The sequence below is a fragment of the Leisingera caerulea DSM 24564 genome (assembly GCF_000473325.1).
In the GTDB taxonomy this organism is placed as follows: Bacteria; Pseudomonadota; Alphaproteobacteria; order Rhodobacterales; family Rhodobacteraceae; genus Leisingera; species Leisingera caerulea.
This window is the reverse complement of record NZ_KI421513.1, coordinates 1599968-1613549: the sequence shown is the minus strand read 5'-3', so window position 1 is coordinate 1613549 and position 13582 is coordinate 1599968. Positions and strand designations below refer to the sequence as shown.

Sequence of the window (13582 nt, the reverse complement as noted above, 5' to 3'; positions counted from 1 at the left end):
ACGACTCACTCTGACAGGTCGATCTGGTCCAGTTCATTCAACAGGTCCAAAAGCGCCTCATAGCGCTCTGCTCCCATCTTGGCCCGGGTGCGGTTCATCAGCTCCAGACTCGCCTCAATGTTGTCGGCGATGACCTTCTCGCCCGCAGGCGCGATGCGCACCACCTGGCGGCGGCGGTCCTCCTTGTCGCGCGCGCGGCTGATCAGTTGCTTCTCCTCCAGCTTCTGCAGGATCCGCGTCAGGCTTGGCAGCAGCAGGCAGGCCTTGTCGGCAATCTGGGTCGGGTCAATCGGCCCGTCCTCCTGCACCACCCGCAGCACCCGCCACTGCTGCTCGGTCAGACCGGCCCCGCTCAGCAGCGCCCGGATCGGACCCATCACACGTTCCCGCGCCCGGAGCAGAGCTATTGGCAGCGAACGGTCGGTGGCCGGCATCATCTTGGTCATAGGCGATTATCACCCCGCTTCAGGCTAAACGCAATTGCTGCTTGAATTTCTTCTGCTTGACCAGCGACCTTCCATTTGCTAAACATGTTAAGCAATTCAGGAGGACGCTGGATATGCCGCACATCACGCTGGACTATTCCCCCAACATGGAGGACCGCACTGATATTGCCGCGCTGTGCCGCCACTTGCGGCAGGCGGCAGCGGCCACCGGCGTGTTCCCGCTGGCAGGCATCCGGGTGCGGGCCTTTGCGGCCAATCACGTTTCGATTGCCGATGGCGATGACCGGCACGGCTATGTCGACATCTCAGTGCGGCTGCGGGCCGGCCGCGATCTCGACACCCGCAAACGCGCCGCCCAGGCGGTGTTCGACGCGGCCCGGGCGTTCCTGGAGTCGGCCCTGCAGCAGCACTCCATCGCGCTCTCGCTGGAGATGCGCGACATCGACCCGGAGCTTTCCCCGAAATGCGGCACCATCCGCGACCATATGCAAAAGGCGGACCCGTCATGAGCGATCTGGCCACCAACACCGAAACGCTGAACCGCCACTTGGCCCGCTTCCGCACGGACGGCATCCTGAACCTGATCAACGGCGAAAGCCGCCCCGCCGCCTCCGCCGCCACGTTTGAGACGTCCTCGCCGGTGGATGAAAGCGTGATCTGCTCGGTTGCCAAGGGAAGTGCCGAGGACATCGACGCTGCCGCCCAGGCCGCCAGGGAGGCCTTCCCCGCCTGGCGCGACATGCCTGCGCTGGAGCGCAAAAAGGTCCTGCACCGCATTGCCGATCTGATCGTCGAACGCGCCGAAGAGATTGCGCTCTGCGAATGCTGGGACACCGGCCAGGCCCTGCGCTTCATGTCCAAGGCGGCGCTGCGCGGCGCCGAGAACTTCCGCTTCTTCGCCGACAAGGCCGCCTCCGCCCGCGACGGCCAGCAGCTGCAATCGCCAACGCTGATGAACGTGACCACCCGCGTCCCGATCGGCCCGGTTGGCGTGATCACCCCCTGGAACACGCCCTTCATGCTGTCCACATGGAAGATCGCGCCCGCGCTGGCCGCCGGCTGCACCGTTGTCCACAAACCTGCCGAATTCTCCCCCCTCACCGCCCGCATCCTGGCCGAAATCGCCCATGAGGCAGGCCTGCCGCCGGGCGTCTGGAACCTGGTCAACGGCTTTGGCGAGGACGCGGGCAAGGCTCTCACCGAACACAAGGACATCAAGGCCATCGCCTTTGTCGGCGAGTCCAAAACCGGCTCAATGATCATGAAACAGGGCGCAGACACCCTGAAGCGTGTGCATTTCGAACTGGGGGGCAAGAATCCGGTGGTGGTTTTTGACGACGCCGACCTCGACCGGGCGCTCGATGCGGCGATCTTCATGATCTACTCGCTCAATGGCGAGCGCTGCACCTCCTCCTCGCGCCTCCTGGTGCAGGACAGCATCGCTGACGAATTCGAGGCCAAGCTGATCGAACGCGTCAACAGCATCAAGGTCGGCCACCCGCTGGATCCGGCCACCGAGGTCGGCCCGCTGATCCACAAGGTGCATTTCGACAAGGTCACCTCCTACTTCGAGACTGCCAAACAGGATGGCGCCACCATCGCCGCCGGCGGCACCCGCGCGGGCGACAAGGGCTGGTTCGTCCGTCCAACGCTGTTCACAAATGCCACCAACGATATGACCATCGCGCAGGAGGAAATCTTCGGCCCGGTCCTCACATCCATCCGCTTCAAGGACGAAGATGAGGCTCTGGCACTGGCCAACGGCACGCAGTACGGCCTCACCGGCTATGTCTGGACCAACGACCTCACCCGCGCCCTGCGCTTCACAAACGCGCTCGAGGCCGGGATGATCTGGGTGAATTCGGAAAACGTCCGCCACCTGCCCACACCATTTGGCGGGGTCAAGTCCAGCGGCATCGGCCGCGACGGCGGCGACTGGAGCTTCGAGTTCTATATGGAACAGAAACACATCGGCTTTGCCCTGGGCCACCACAAAATCCCGCGCCTTGGCGCCTGATCCGCTCTTCATCCGGCTCAAAATATCCCGGGGTGCGCGAGGGGCCGGCCCCTCGCTCCCGCCCCGGCCTCAAGTGAAAGGTTCAAACCATGCCTGTTCCCGCCCCGAACCTCTACCCGCCCTTCAACATCGTGCGGCTCAGCCATGTGGAATACCGCGTCACCGACCTCGCCGCCTCCCGCGCCTTCTACGTGGACACCCTCGGCCTGCAAGTGACGCATGAGGACGAAGGCCGCATCTACTTGCGCGCGATGGAGGAACGCGGCCACCATTGCATCGTGCTGGCGAAAGCAGACACCGCCTCGGTCGGTGTCCTCGGCTTCAAGCTCTATGACGAGCCGGACCTGGACAAGGCGGCGGAGTTCTTCGCCTCCAAGGGCCTGCCGGTGGAATGGGTCGACCGCCCCCACATGGACCGCACGTTGCGCACCCGCGACCCCTGGGGCATCCCCTTGGAGTTCTATGTGAAAATGGACCGGCTGGAGCCGATCCACCAGAAATACAGGCTCTACAACGGGGTGAAACCGCTGCGCATCGACCATTTCAACATGTTCTCGGCGGACGTGGATGCCTCCGTCGCGTTCTACAACGAGATGGGATTCCGCGTGACTGAGTTCACCGAGGATGACGACAGCGGCAAGATCTGGGCCGCCTGGATGCACCGCAAGGGCGGCGTGCATGACGTGGCCTTCACCAACGGCCTTGGCCCCCGCCTGCACCACACCGCCTTCTGGGTGCCGAACCCCTTGAACATCATCGACCTCCTGGACCTGATGTCGACCACCGGCTACGTGGACAACATCGAGCGCGGCCCCGGCCGCCACGGCATCTCCAACGCCTTCTTCCTTTATGTGCGCGACCCTGATGGCCACCGGATTGAGATCTATTGCTCCGATTACCAGACCGTCGATCCGGACCTGGAACCGATCAAATGGTCACTCACCGACCCGCAGCGCCAGACCCTCTGGGGCGCCCCGGCGCCGCGCAGCTGGTTCGAGGAAGGCTCGGTGTTTGAAGGCGCCACTGCGAAACCCAGCGCTTTGAACGCCCAGCCGATTATCGCACCTTGAACCTCGCAATATCATAGCTGAGAGGCGCGGCTGCTTGGGCGGACGCGAACGCGCCTGCCGGGGGGGCAGGCAGGCGCGGCCCGGCGGTTCCGCCGGGCAGGAGATATGGAAATTGAGGACCGCCCCGCGTCCATTGAGAGTATGAAAAGATGAATTGGGATGAATTCTCCGAATGGGGCCGCAAGGTCGCGGACTGGACGCAGGACTACCACCTGACCGTCGGCGACCGCCCGGTGCGCGCCAGGACCGAGCCCGGCGAGGTGCTGAATGCCCTGCCCCAGACCCCGCCCGAGGACGGCGAGGGTATGGAGGCGATCTTCCGCGATTTCGAGGACATCGTGATGCCCGGCATCACCCATTGGCAGCACCCGCGCTTCTTTGCCTATTTCACCTCCAACGCCGCCGCACCCTCTGTGCTGGCCGAATTCCTGACCGCCGCCATCGCGCCGCAATGCATGTTGTGGCAGACCTCCCCCGCGGCGACCGAGATGGAAACCAGGATGATGGACTGGCTGCGCCAGGCGCTGGACCTGCCGGACCAGTTCCAGGGCGTGATCCAGGACTCCGCCTCTTCCGCCACCCTCGCCGCCGTCCTGACAATGCGGGAAAAGGCATTGAATTGGCAGGGCAACCAACAGGGGCTTTTCGGCCAAAAGCCGCTCCGCATCTACTGCTCGTCGGAGGTCCACACCTCCATCGACCGCGCCATCTGGGTTGCAGGCATCGGCCAGCAGAACCTGATCCGCATCCCCATCAAGGGCGACTGGCGCGGCATGGACCCGGACGCGCTGGAGGCGGCCATTCAGGCCGACCTCGCCGCTGGCCGTCAGCCCGCCGGCGTGATTCTCTGCGTCGGCGGCACCGGCGTTGGCGCCACAGACCCGGTCGACAAGGTGCTGGATGTGGCCGAAAAATACGGTCTCTATACCCATGTGGACGCGGCCTGGGCCGGCTCCGCCATGATCTGCCCCGAATACCGGCACTACTGGCCGGGAGTGGAGCGCGCCGACAGCATCGTCTTCAACCCGCACAAATGGCTTGGCGTGCAGTTCGACTGCTCCGCCCATTTCCTGAAGAACCCGGATGATCTGGTCCAGACACTCGCCATCAGCCCGGAATACCTCAAAACCCACGGCCATGACGGCATCATCAACTACTCCGAATGGTCGGTGCCGCTGGGCCGCCGCTTCCGCGCGCTCAAGATCTGGTTCCTGATCCGCACCTACGGTTTGGAGGGCCTGCGCCAGCGCCTGCGCAACCACATCAACTGGTCGACCCAGCTCCACGAAAAGCTCCAGTCAGAGCCTGATTTCCAGATCACCACCCCGCCGATGTGGTCGCTCTGGTCCTTCCGATACGCGCCCGAAGGCGCTGCGGATCTGGACGATCTGAATCTGCGGCTGGTCAATGCCATCAACGACGACGGCCGCATCTACCTGACCCAGACCCGCCTCGACGGTCAGCTGGTGATCCGCTTCCAGGCGGGCCAGTTCGAGACCACCGAAGCCGACGTGATGATGGCCTTCGATGTCATCACCGAAATCGCAAGGAGCCTGACCTGATGCGCTTTGCCACCTACACTGCCGACGGCGAGACTTTCTATGGCGCAGTAACAGACGCAGGCATGATCGCCCTCTCCCCGCAATTCCCGCACTGGCCCACCCTGCGCGACGTGATCGCGGCAGACGGCCTGCCCGCACTCGCAGAGGCCGCCGAGGGCAAACCCGTTACCCACACCGATTTCACCTATGAGATCCCGATCCCCAACCCGGAAAAGATCATCTGCGTCGGCGTCAACTTTCCGGACCGCAACGCGGAATACAAGGATGGCTCCGCCCAGCCCAAGCACATGTCCCTGTTCCCCCGCTTCCCGCGCTCCTTCACCGGGGCAGAGCGCCCGCTGATCCGCCCGCCGGAAAACCACACGCTGGATTACGAAGGCGAGGTTGCGGTGGTGATCGGCAAAGCTGGGCGCCGGATCAAACCGGAGGATGCCTACGACCATATTGCGGCTCTAACACTGGCGAATGAGGGCACCATCCGCGACTGGGTGCGCCACGCCAAATTCAACGTCACGCAAGGCAAGAACTGGGACAACTCCGGCGCTATCGGCCCCTGGCTGGTGCCCTTCACCGATGCTGCCCAGCTGGATGACGCGCGCATCCTCACCCGCGTGAACGGAGAGGTCCGTCAGGATGACACCCTCAGCCGGATGATGTTCCCGATTCGCGAGGAGATCGCCTATATCTCCACCTTCACAACCCTGCAGCCCGGCGACGTGATCATCACCGGCACCCCCACTGGTGCCGGCGCCCGCTTCGACCCGCCAAAATACCTGGTCCCCGGCGACGTAGTCGAGGTCGAGGTGGAGGGCATCGGCATCCTGCGCAACACGGTTGAGGATGAGACATGACCCCGGAGCAGCATCAAGACGCCGCTGACCGGCTGTTCAAAGCCGAGCAAACCGGCCAGCAATGCGGCCTGCTCTCCTTGGCATATCCCGGCATGACGCTGGACGATGCCTATGCGGTCCAGCAGGCTCTAATCAGGCAAAAACTGGCCTCCGGCCGCAAGAAAATCGGCTGGAAAATCGGCCTCACCAGCCGCGCCATGCAGCAAGCGCTGAACATCACCACGCCCGACAGCGGCGTGCTGCTGGACGACATGGCATTTGAAAACGGCGCCACCGTCCCCGCAGGCCGCTTCATCCAGCCGCGGGTGGAGGCGGAGATCGCCTTTGTCATGAAGTCCCCCCTCGCAGGCGCCGACTGCACCCGCGCGGACGTTCTGGCCGCAACAGACTATGTGGCTCCCTCGCTGGAAATCCTCGACACCCGTATCCTGCGTGCTGACCCGGATACCGGCCAGCCCCGCATCATCACCGACACCATCAGCGACAACGCAGCCAACGCCGGCCTGGTGCTGGGGGCCGAACGCCACGCCCCGAACGCCCACGACCTGCGCTGGACCGGTGCCATCGCCGCGCGCAACGGCACGGTGGAGGAAACCGGCCTCGGCGCCGGCGTCTTGAATGATCCCGTCACCTCGGTCCTGTGGCTGGCGCGCCGGATGGCGGAATATGGACAACAGATCGAGGCCGGGGATATCGTGCTGTCAGGCTCTTTCATCCGCCCCATAGAATGCCCGCCGGGTACGGAAATCACCGCTGATTTCGGCCCCTTCGGTTCCGTATCCATCAACTTTGCCTGACAGGAGGCCTCGCCCATGCCCGCGCCCAAGAACACTTTCAAGCAGGCCCTTGCCAAGGGTGAGCGCCAGATCGGCTGCTGGATGAGCTTTGCCGAAGGCCAGATCGCCGAGATCATGGGCACCTGCGGCTTTGACTGGCTGGTGATCGACGGCGAGCATGCGCCCAACGACATCCGCTCGATCCGCGACCAGCTGATGGCGCTGGCGGCCTCTCCCAGCCATCCGGTGGTGCGGGTGCCTGTGGGCGAGACCTGGATGATCAAGCAGGTGCTGGATGCGGGCGCGCAGACAGTGCTGGTGCCGATTGTCGAAAGCGCTGATCAGGCCCGCGAGCTGGTCCGTGCCTGCCATTACCCGCCCAAGGGCGTGCGCGGGGTCGGCGCCACGGCGGCGCGCGCCACCATGTTCGGCTCGGTCTCTGAGTACATCCAGACCGCCGATCAGGAGGTCTGCCTGCTGGTGCAGGTGGAAAACCGCGCCGGGATGGCCGCGTTGGACGAGATCCTGCAGGTCGAGGGCATCGACGGCGTCTTCATCGGGCCCGCGGACCTGTCCACCGACATGGGCCACCAGGGCAACTCCGCCCACCCGGAGGTCCGTGCGGTGATCGCCGATGCCATAACCCGCATCAAGGCCGCAGGCACCGCCCCCGGCATACTCGGCACCACCGATGAGGCCACCCAGGCCTACGCCGACATGGGCGCGCAGTTCCTGGCGGTGGGCATTGACGTGATGGTGCTGGCCAGAAACGCCCGCGATCTCGCTGCCAAGTGGAAGGCAGTCTAGCCACCAAGCGCAAGCCGCAAAAAAGAAGCCCTCCCGTGCCCGGCCGCAGCCCTGGCTTTGCCAGCGCAGCGGCAGCGGCCTTGGGCGTGGCACCGCGCTCTGCGCGGTGCCACGCCCAACGGGAGGAAGGGATTTTCAATACCTGACGACGGGCGGGAGCATTCCCGCTGCGGACATGCGCAACGCCAGCCTCAGCGCAGCACCATACCCTCGGGCCAGTTCAGCGTGGTGTCCAGCCGGATGGTGCGGCTTTCACCTGCTGCCAGCTCCAGGTCCCAGGCCAGGATGCCGCGCTGCTTCTCCACATCCGTCTCCGCAGGCCGCGGTTTGGCGCTCCAGCCGATCTCCAGATCGTCCTGCTGCGAATAGGGCACCCGGTCCAGCACCCGCACCGGCCAGTCCTGCCCGGTCAGGTTCTCCACCTCGATCTCCACCGCCTGCACCTGCTGGCTGCTGCGCGTGATCAGCCCCTGGCCGCCTTCGCTCTGATCCAGCACATCGCGGCTGAGCCGCAGACCCTCGACAGGGCCGAACCCGGCCTCCATCTCCGCCCCCGGCGCCAGCCCTGCAAAATCCTCAACCGCAATCAGCTTGCCATCCGCAAAGCGCGGCACGTCAGCCGCGGCCAGCAGCTGCTCGCCAAAGCTGTTGGTGAATTCTGCCACCCTATAGGCGGTCTCATCCCGCGACGGCACCGCCACCGCCCGCACCTCGGCAGCCGAAGTCAGGCTGTCCATCTCCAGACGCAGCAGATCGGCGCCGGAGGCCACGGTGACCGGCGCGCCAAACCGGTAGGTGACAGCAGCACCGCTGCGATCCGCGCTCCACTCAAGCGCCTCCTCAGCAACTGCGGCCGCCTCTGCCGCCGGCTCCGCCAGGGATCCCATGTCAGACTCAAACGAATTCAGCCGCTTTTGCGCCCGCGGCAGCTCCGGCGCCTCAAGCCGGCGCAGCCAGGGATGCAGCGCAGAGGGGCTGCCCTGCCCCGAAGGTGTTGCCGTCGACAGCGTCAGCGCCACATCCTGCCAGTTCTCGCCGGTGTCCTGAGCCAGCAGCACCGCCCGCTTCAGGGTGACTTCAGCCGCATCCGCAGCAGCGTCCCCGGTGCTGAGGTGCATTTCATAAGACGGCTGCCAGCCGATGCTTCCGGCACCTTGCGTGAGATAGCGGACCGTCACCGCGCCTTCGCCCGCCTGGTCAGCCTCGATATCCACCGCAATGAACAGCCGGTCGCGGTCTTCCAGCATGAGCGCCGCCAGCGCCGCGCGGGCCTCTGCCAGGTCTTCCTCCAGATTCTCCAGCTGCAGCTCAATCCGCCGCGCCTCAGCCCCGGCGGCCACTGCCGCCTGGCTGGCATCCGCGGCCTCTTCCGAAATCATCCGGGCAATCGCGCTGAGCGCGGCAGCATCGGCCTGCGCCAGCCCCTCGTTGCCGCCCAGCTGCTGCAGGAAGCCGATCGCGGCTTCCGCCGCCCTGACACCGGCCCGGGCCCGCTCCGCCTCATCGCGGACCGCAGCGATGCGGGCCTCCGCCTCGCGGACACGCGCCTTGGCGGCGTCGATCTGCGGATCATCCGCATCGCGCGGCGGCACGTAATCCTGGCGCAGCTGCGTGGCAAGGCGGCGGGCCCCGGCGATCTCCACTTGCAGGCTGCTCAGCCGCGCAGAGTGCGGCACATTCTGCAGGATCAGCCGGTGCCGCCCTTCGGCAAGCGTCAGCGCCGCGCTGCGCGTCACTTCGGCCAGCCCCGGGTACAGGGTCACCTGGGACACCCGGCTGCTGACCGGAATTTCGTCCGCCGCCGCCGGCGCGGCAGCCAAGGCACAGCAGGAGAAGGCAAAAACCATCAAGGAAAATCGCATTGGCATCTCTCAATCAGGAAAACAGGGCGGGCAAAACCCGCCCGCCTGACGCCAAGCCTACCCTTCCGCCCCCGGCGTGGCCAGAACGCTCAGGCCGCCTGGGCAGAGGGCCGCTGCGGCTGCGACGGGCCAAACCGCAGCTCCAGCTCCTCCGGGTCGATCCCCAGATCCTCGCAGGAGGAGATCGCGGTGAGGCTGGTTGCATCGAACAGCCACAGATCCTCGCCGCGCATCCGCAGGCACAGCCCCTTGCGGCGCAGCCCGCGGCACAGGGTGAACCAGTCCCCGGCAGAACTGAACTCGCTGGCGACATGCTGCTTCAGTTCAGCCGCCGTAACGCAGCTCAGCCGGGGCTGGCGCTGCGGCTCAGGGCGTGCCGCGGCGGCGGATCGCTGCGGCAGCTGCAGCGGAGCAAAGGACGGAAGCATCTGCGTTGCGGGGGTGGCGGTGCTGAAATCCTGCAGGGCGATCATGGCGGTTTCCTCTGTCTGCGGCGGTTGCTGTGCTCTCCCCTTCAAATTACCGGGCCCGCCCGCGCCCCGGCAGCCGTGCAAAAGAAAAGGGGCCGCCTCTTCCGAAGCGGCCCCCTCACCAAAAGGATATAAGGCTTAGCCCTTCTTCAGGACCTCACGGCCCAGCAGTTCGGCAATCTGCACCGCGTTCAGCGCCGCGCCCTTGCGCAGGTTGTCGCTGACGCACCACAGGTTCAGGCCGTTATCGAGGGTCGAATCCTGGCGGATGCGGCTGATGAAGGTGGCGAAATCGCCGACGCATTCCACCGGGGTCACGTAGCCGCCGGCTTCGCGCTTGTCGATCACCATGATGCCCGGCGCCTCGCGCAGGATATCGCGGGCTTCGTCCTCGTCCAGGAAGTCCTCGAACTCGATGTTGATGGATTCAGAGTGGCCGACAAACACCGGCACCCGGACGCAGGTCGCGGTGACCTTGATCGCCGGATCGACGATCTTCTTGGTCTCGGCCACCATCTTCCACTCTTCCTTGGTCGAACCGTCGTCCATGAAGACGTCGATATGCGGAATGACGTTGAAGGCGATCTGCTTGGGATAGACCTTCGGCGGCACGTCCTGGGTCGGGTTATAAACCGCCTTGGTCTGATCCCACAGCTCGTCGATCGCGTCTTTGCCGGAGCCGGACACCGACTGGTAGGTCGACACCACAACGCGCTTGATCCTGGCGCGGTCATGCAGCGGCTTCAGCGCGACAACCATCTGCGCGGTGGAGCAGTTGGGGTTGGCGATGATGTTCTTCTTGGCATAGCCGTGGATCGCCTGCGGGTTCACCTCCGGCACGATCAGCGGGATGTCCGGATCGTAGCGGTACAGCGACGAGTTGTCGATCACGGTGCAGCCGGCAGCCGCCGCCTTGGGCGCGTAATCCTTGGTCGCGGCGGAGCCCACGGCAAACAGCGCCATGTCCCAGCCGGTGAAATCAAAGGTGTCCAGATCCTGGGTAGTGAGTGTCTTATCGCCAAAGCTGACTTCGGTGCCGAGAGATTTGCGGCTTGCCAGCACAGCAATCTCATCCACAGGGAACTGGCGCTCGGCCAGGATGTTCAGCATTTCGCGGCCCACGTTGCCAGTGGCGCCAACGACGACGATGCGGTAACCCATTTGTCTGTTTCTCCAGTATTGCCCGGCCCCATGGCCGGCGCGGGAGTGATAATGCCTCCGGGCAAAAGTTTAAAGGGGCGGATCAGTCCATGCTGTCGCGGCTGAGCAGATAAATTGCGCATCCCGCCGCCAGGCACACCAGAAAGAAGCCGAAAATGCCCGTATAGGGCAAGGATGGGTCTGCTCCAGCCAGATTTGCGTGAATGCGGCCGGTGGCGAATTGCATGATTCCCACGCCGCCAATGCCAAAGAAGTTCAGCAGCGTCACGCCGCGCCCCGCCAGGTGCGGCGGCACAAAGGCCCGGCCATGCGCCATGATCACCGGGAAAGACGCGCCAAAGAACCCAACGGCGGCCATCAGCACCACCGGCATCCAGACCGGCAGCCCGCCCGCCAGGATCAGCCCGCCCAGCGCCGCGCAGCCCAGCAGGTTGCCGCCCAGAATGACCCATTTGCGGGTGCCCAGCATCCGGTCCAGCGGGCCATAGGCAAAGGTCCCGGCAATCATAGCCGCGCCCATCACCAGGGTCGCCAGCCCCACCTGCTGGGTGCTGAGCCCGTAGAGATCGCTCAGGTAGGGTCCGATCCACAGCCCCCTCAGCGCGCCCGAAGGCGCATAGGCCACCAGCATCAGCGGGAAGATCGCCCACATCACCGGCATCTTCAGCAGGTCCAGCACTGACCCTTTATGCTCGCCATCCGGCTTGTCCGGGTCGCTGACCGTCACAAAGATCCCCGCCGCCACCGCGACCGACACCGCCGCCAGCCCCGCCAGCGTGCCGCGCCAGCCGAACAGATCCACCGCCAGCGCGGTCGGATACGAGGCGACCAGATTGCCGGCCGAACCCACCCCCAGCATCAGCGCCGCCAGGGTGGCAAAGCGGGCGGGCGGATACTGGCGGGCAAAGATATAATAGGACGCCATCAGCACCGGCGAGCAGCCGATGCCGATCAGGAACATCGCGATGCTCACATGCAGGGGCGCCGTGGCCGCGGCAAACAGCGCCGCGCCGCCGCCGCCGCCCAGCAGCAGCAGCACCGCCGCTGTCCGGCGCGGGCCTGCATGGTCCAGCGCCCAGCCGACCGGCAGCTGCATCGCCGCAAAGGACAGGAACCACATGCCCGAGGCAAACGCCAGGTCATCCGGCGCCGCGCCGATATCCTGCCCCAGCACCCCCGACAGCACCGCCAGGAAAGCGCGGAAAAACTGGCTCAGCACATAGGCCAGGCACAACAAGATCAATCCGGCCTGCATCTTCCGTCCCCGTTTTTTGTTTCCGCCGCACAGCTTGCATGTTTGGCCCCGGCGCACAAATTGTTTAGGTAGAAACCGCAGGTCACAAAAACAGACCTCTGGCACGGATCACCGGGGCCAAGGACCGGAGCGGGAACGCATGACAACGGACAGCTTCTACGACAGCCTCCCCAAGGTCCGCAGCTTTGACAGCTTGTCCGCTCCGGAAGCCTTTGCGCCGCTGCCGCCGGACTGGCACCTGTGCTGCACCGATATCGTGAACTCCACCGCGCTGGTCGCGGCCGGCCGCTACAAGACTGTGAACATGATCGGTGCCGCGGTGATCGCCGCCATGCGCAACGCGCTGCCGGGCGAGGCCTTTCCGTACATCTTCGGCGGCGATGGCGCCGCCTTTGCGGTGCCGCCGCGCCACCAGGAGACCGCCCGGCGCGTTCTGGCCGCTTTGCGCAGCTGGACCGAGACGGAATTCGGCGTCAGCCTGCGCGCCGCCATGCTGCCGCTCCGCTGGATCCGGACAGAGGGGCAGGACGTGAGAATCGCCCGTTATGCGGTGTCGGACCACGCCGATTTCGCCATGTTCAGCGGCGGCGGCCTGGCCTGGGCCGAGGCGCAGATGAAGGCGGGCGCCTTCGAGGTGCCGCCTGACCCGCAGGCCGAAGCGCCCGATCTCTCCGGCCTCTCCTGCCGCTGGAGCAACACGCCCGCGCGCAACGGCATCATCCTGTCGGTGGTGGCACAGCCCGCGCCCGGCGCGGACCCGCAGGCATTTGCCCGGTTCTCCTCCCGCCTGCTGGCTGTGGCCGGCGAACTGAAAGACAACGGCCACCCGGTCCCCGAAACCGGGCCCAAACTGGGCTTTCCGCCCGCCGGGCTGGCGCTGGAGGCGCAATCCTCGCGCGGCAAAACCCCTCTGATTTTACGGAAGCTTTATCTTTTGGCGCACAGCGCCCTCGCCGGGCTGATCTTCCTCAGCAAACGGCGGGCCGGCAGGTTTGACCCGGTGCATTACCTGTCCGTGCTCAAGGCCAACTCGGATTTCCGCAAGTTCGACGACGGCCTGAAGATGACGCTGGACTGCACGGCCGGCATCCGCGACCGGATCCGCCGCCAGCTGGAGCGGGCGGCAGAGGCCGGGCTGGTTGAGTTCGGCCTGCATGAACAGGACGCCGCGCTGGTCACCTGCATCGTGCCCTCCCCGGTTGAGGACGCCCATGTGCATTTTGTCGACGGGGCCGCGGGCGGCTATACGCAAGCAGCCGCCAATCTGGCGGCTGCATTCGGAAACGGCAAAGAAAAGGTCTGACC

At 65.4% G+C, this 13582-nt stretch carries 13 protein-coding genes; 8 read left to right on the top strand and 5 right to left on the bottom strand.

All coding sequences use genetic code 11. The features are described 5' to 3' along the window. Positions 1-5: 5 nt before the first annotated feature. Entirely contained in the window at positions 6-446 is a 441-nt protein-coding gene (hpaR, locus tag CAER_RS0115175) for a homoprotocatechuate degradation operon regulator HpaR (RefSeq protein WP_027236170.1), read from the bottom strand. A gap of 113 nt (positions 447-559) precedes the next feature. On the opposite strand from hpaR, the gene CAER_RS0115170 reads away from it, so the two are divergent. From CAER_RS0115170 to CAER_RS0115140, 7 genes are all read left to right on the top strand, one after another. Next, positions 560-955 carry a 5-carboxymethyl-2-hydroxymuconate Delta-isomerase gene (locus tag CAER_RS0115170; protein ID WP_027236169.1) on the top strand — a complete coding sequence of 132 codons (396 nt, stop codon included), beginning with the start codon at positions 560-562 and terminating at the stop codon, positions 953-955. Further along, the gene (gene hpaE / locus CAER_RS0115165) at positions 952-2463 is read left to right on the top strand and encodes a 5-carboxymethyl-2-hydroxymuconate semialdehyde dehydrogenase (protein ID WP_027236168.1); all 1512 of its coding nucleotides are present in this window, start codon (positions 952-954) and stop codon (positions 2461-2463) included. The genes CAER_RS0115170 and hpaE overlap by 4 nt, the downstream gene beginning before the upstream one ends. A gap of 89 nt (positions 2464-2552) precedes the next feature. After that, a complete protein-coding gene (gene hpaD, locus CAER_RS0115160) occupies positions 2553-3533 on the top strand; it encodes a 3,4-dihydroxyphenylacetate 2,3-dioxygenase (RefSeq protein ID WP_027236167.1) in 981 nt (326 codons plus the stop codon). 149 nt (positions 3534-3682) lie between these two features. Next, positions 3683-5095 (top strand): pyridoxal phosphate-dependent decarboxylase family protein, encoded by a 1413-nt coding sequence (locus tag CAER_RS0115155; protein ID WP_027236166.1) that lies wholly within the window; start codon positions 3683-3685, stop codon positions 5093-5095. Then, positions 5095-5946 (top strand): fumarylacetoacetate hydrolase family protein, encoded by an 852-nt coding sequence (locus tag CAER_RS0115150; RefSeq protein ID WP_027236165.1) that lies wholly within the window; start codon positions 5095-5097, stop codon positions 5944-5946. The genes CAER_RS0115155 and CAER_RS0115150 overlap by 1 nt, the downstream gene beginning before the upstream one ends. Further along, positions 5943-6743 carry a 2-oxo-hept-4-ene-1,7-dioate hydratase gene (hpaH, locus tag CAER_RS0115145; protein ID WP_027236164.1) on the top strand — a complete coding sequence of 267 codons (801 nt, stop codon included), beginning with the start codon at positions 5943-5945 and terminating at the stop codon, positions 6741-6743. Before CAER_RS0115150 ends, hpaH begins: the two co-directional genes overlap by 4 nt. 15 nt (positions 6744-6758) lie before the next feature. Beyond that, a complete protein-coding gene (locus tag CAER_RS0115140; RefSeq protein ID WP_027236163.1) occupies positions 6759-7529 on the top strand; it encodes an aldolase/citrate lyase family protein in 771 nt (256 codons plus the stop codon). A 191-nt stretch (positions 7530-7720) separates the two neighbouring features. Here CAER_RS0115140 and CAER_RS0115135 read toward each other — a convergent pair whose 3' ends face one another. The 4 genes from CAER_RS0115135 to CAER_RS0115120 form a co-directional block, all read right to left on the bottom strand. Then, positions 7721-9391 carry a DUF4139 domain-containing protein gene (locus tag CAER_RS0115135; protein ID WP_036797329.1) on the bottom strand — a complete coding sequence of 557 codons (1671 nt, stop codon included), beginning with the start codon at positions 9389-9391 and terminating at the stop codon, positions 7721-7723. Positions 9392-9480: 89 nt separating this feature from the next. After that, positions 9481-9864, bottom strand: coding sequence for a hypothetical protein (locus CAER_RS0115130; protein ID WP_027236161.1), 384 nt, complete (start codon positions 9862-9864; stop codon positions 9481-9483). Between the two features lie 135 nt (positions 9865-9999). Continuing rightward, positions 10000-11022 carry an aspartate-semialdehyde dehydrogenase gene (locus tag CAER_RS0115125; protein ID WP_027236160.1) on the bottom strand — a complete coding sequence of 341 codons (1023 nt, stop codon included), beginning with the start codon at positions 11020-11022 and terminating at the stop codon, positions 10000-10002. A gap of 82 nt (positions 11023-11104) precedes the next feature. Then, on the bottom strand, positions 11105-12277 hold the full coding sequence (locus CAER_RS0115120) for an MFS transporter (protein WP_027236159.1): 1173 nt from the start codon (positions 12275-12277) through the stop codon (positions 11105-11107). A gap of 139 nt (positions 12278-12416) precedes the next feature. On the opposite strand from CAER_RS0115120, the gene CAER_RS0115115 reads away from it, so the two are divergent. After that, on the top strand, positions 12417-13580 hold the full coding sequence (locus CAER_RS0115115) for a DUF3095 domain-containing protein (RefSeq protein WP_027236158.1): 1164 nt from the start codon (positions 12417-12419) through the stop codon (positions 13578-13580). Positions 13581-13582 lie beyond the last annotated feature (2 nt).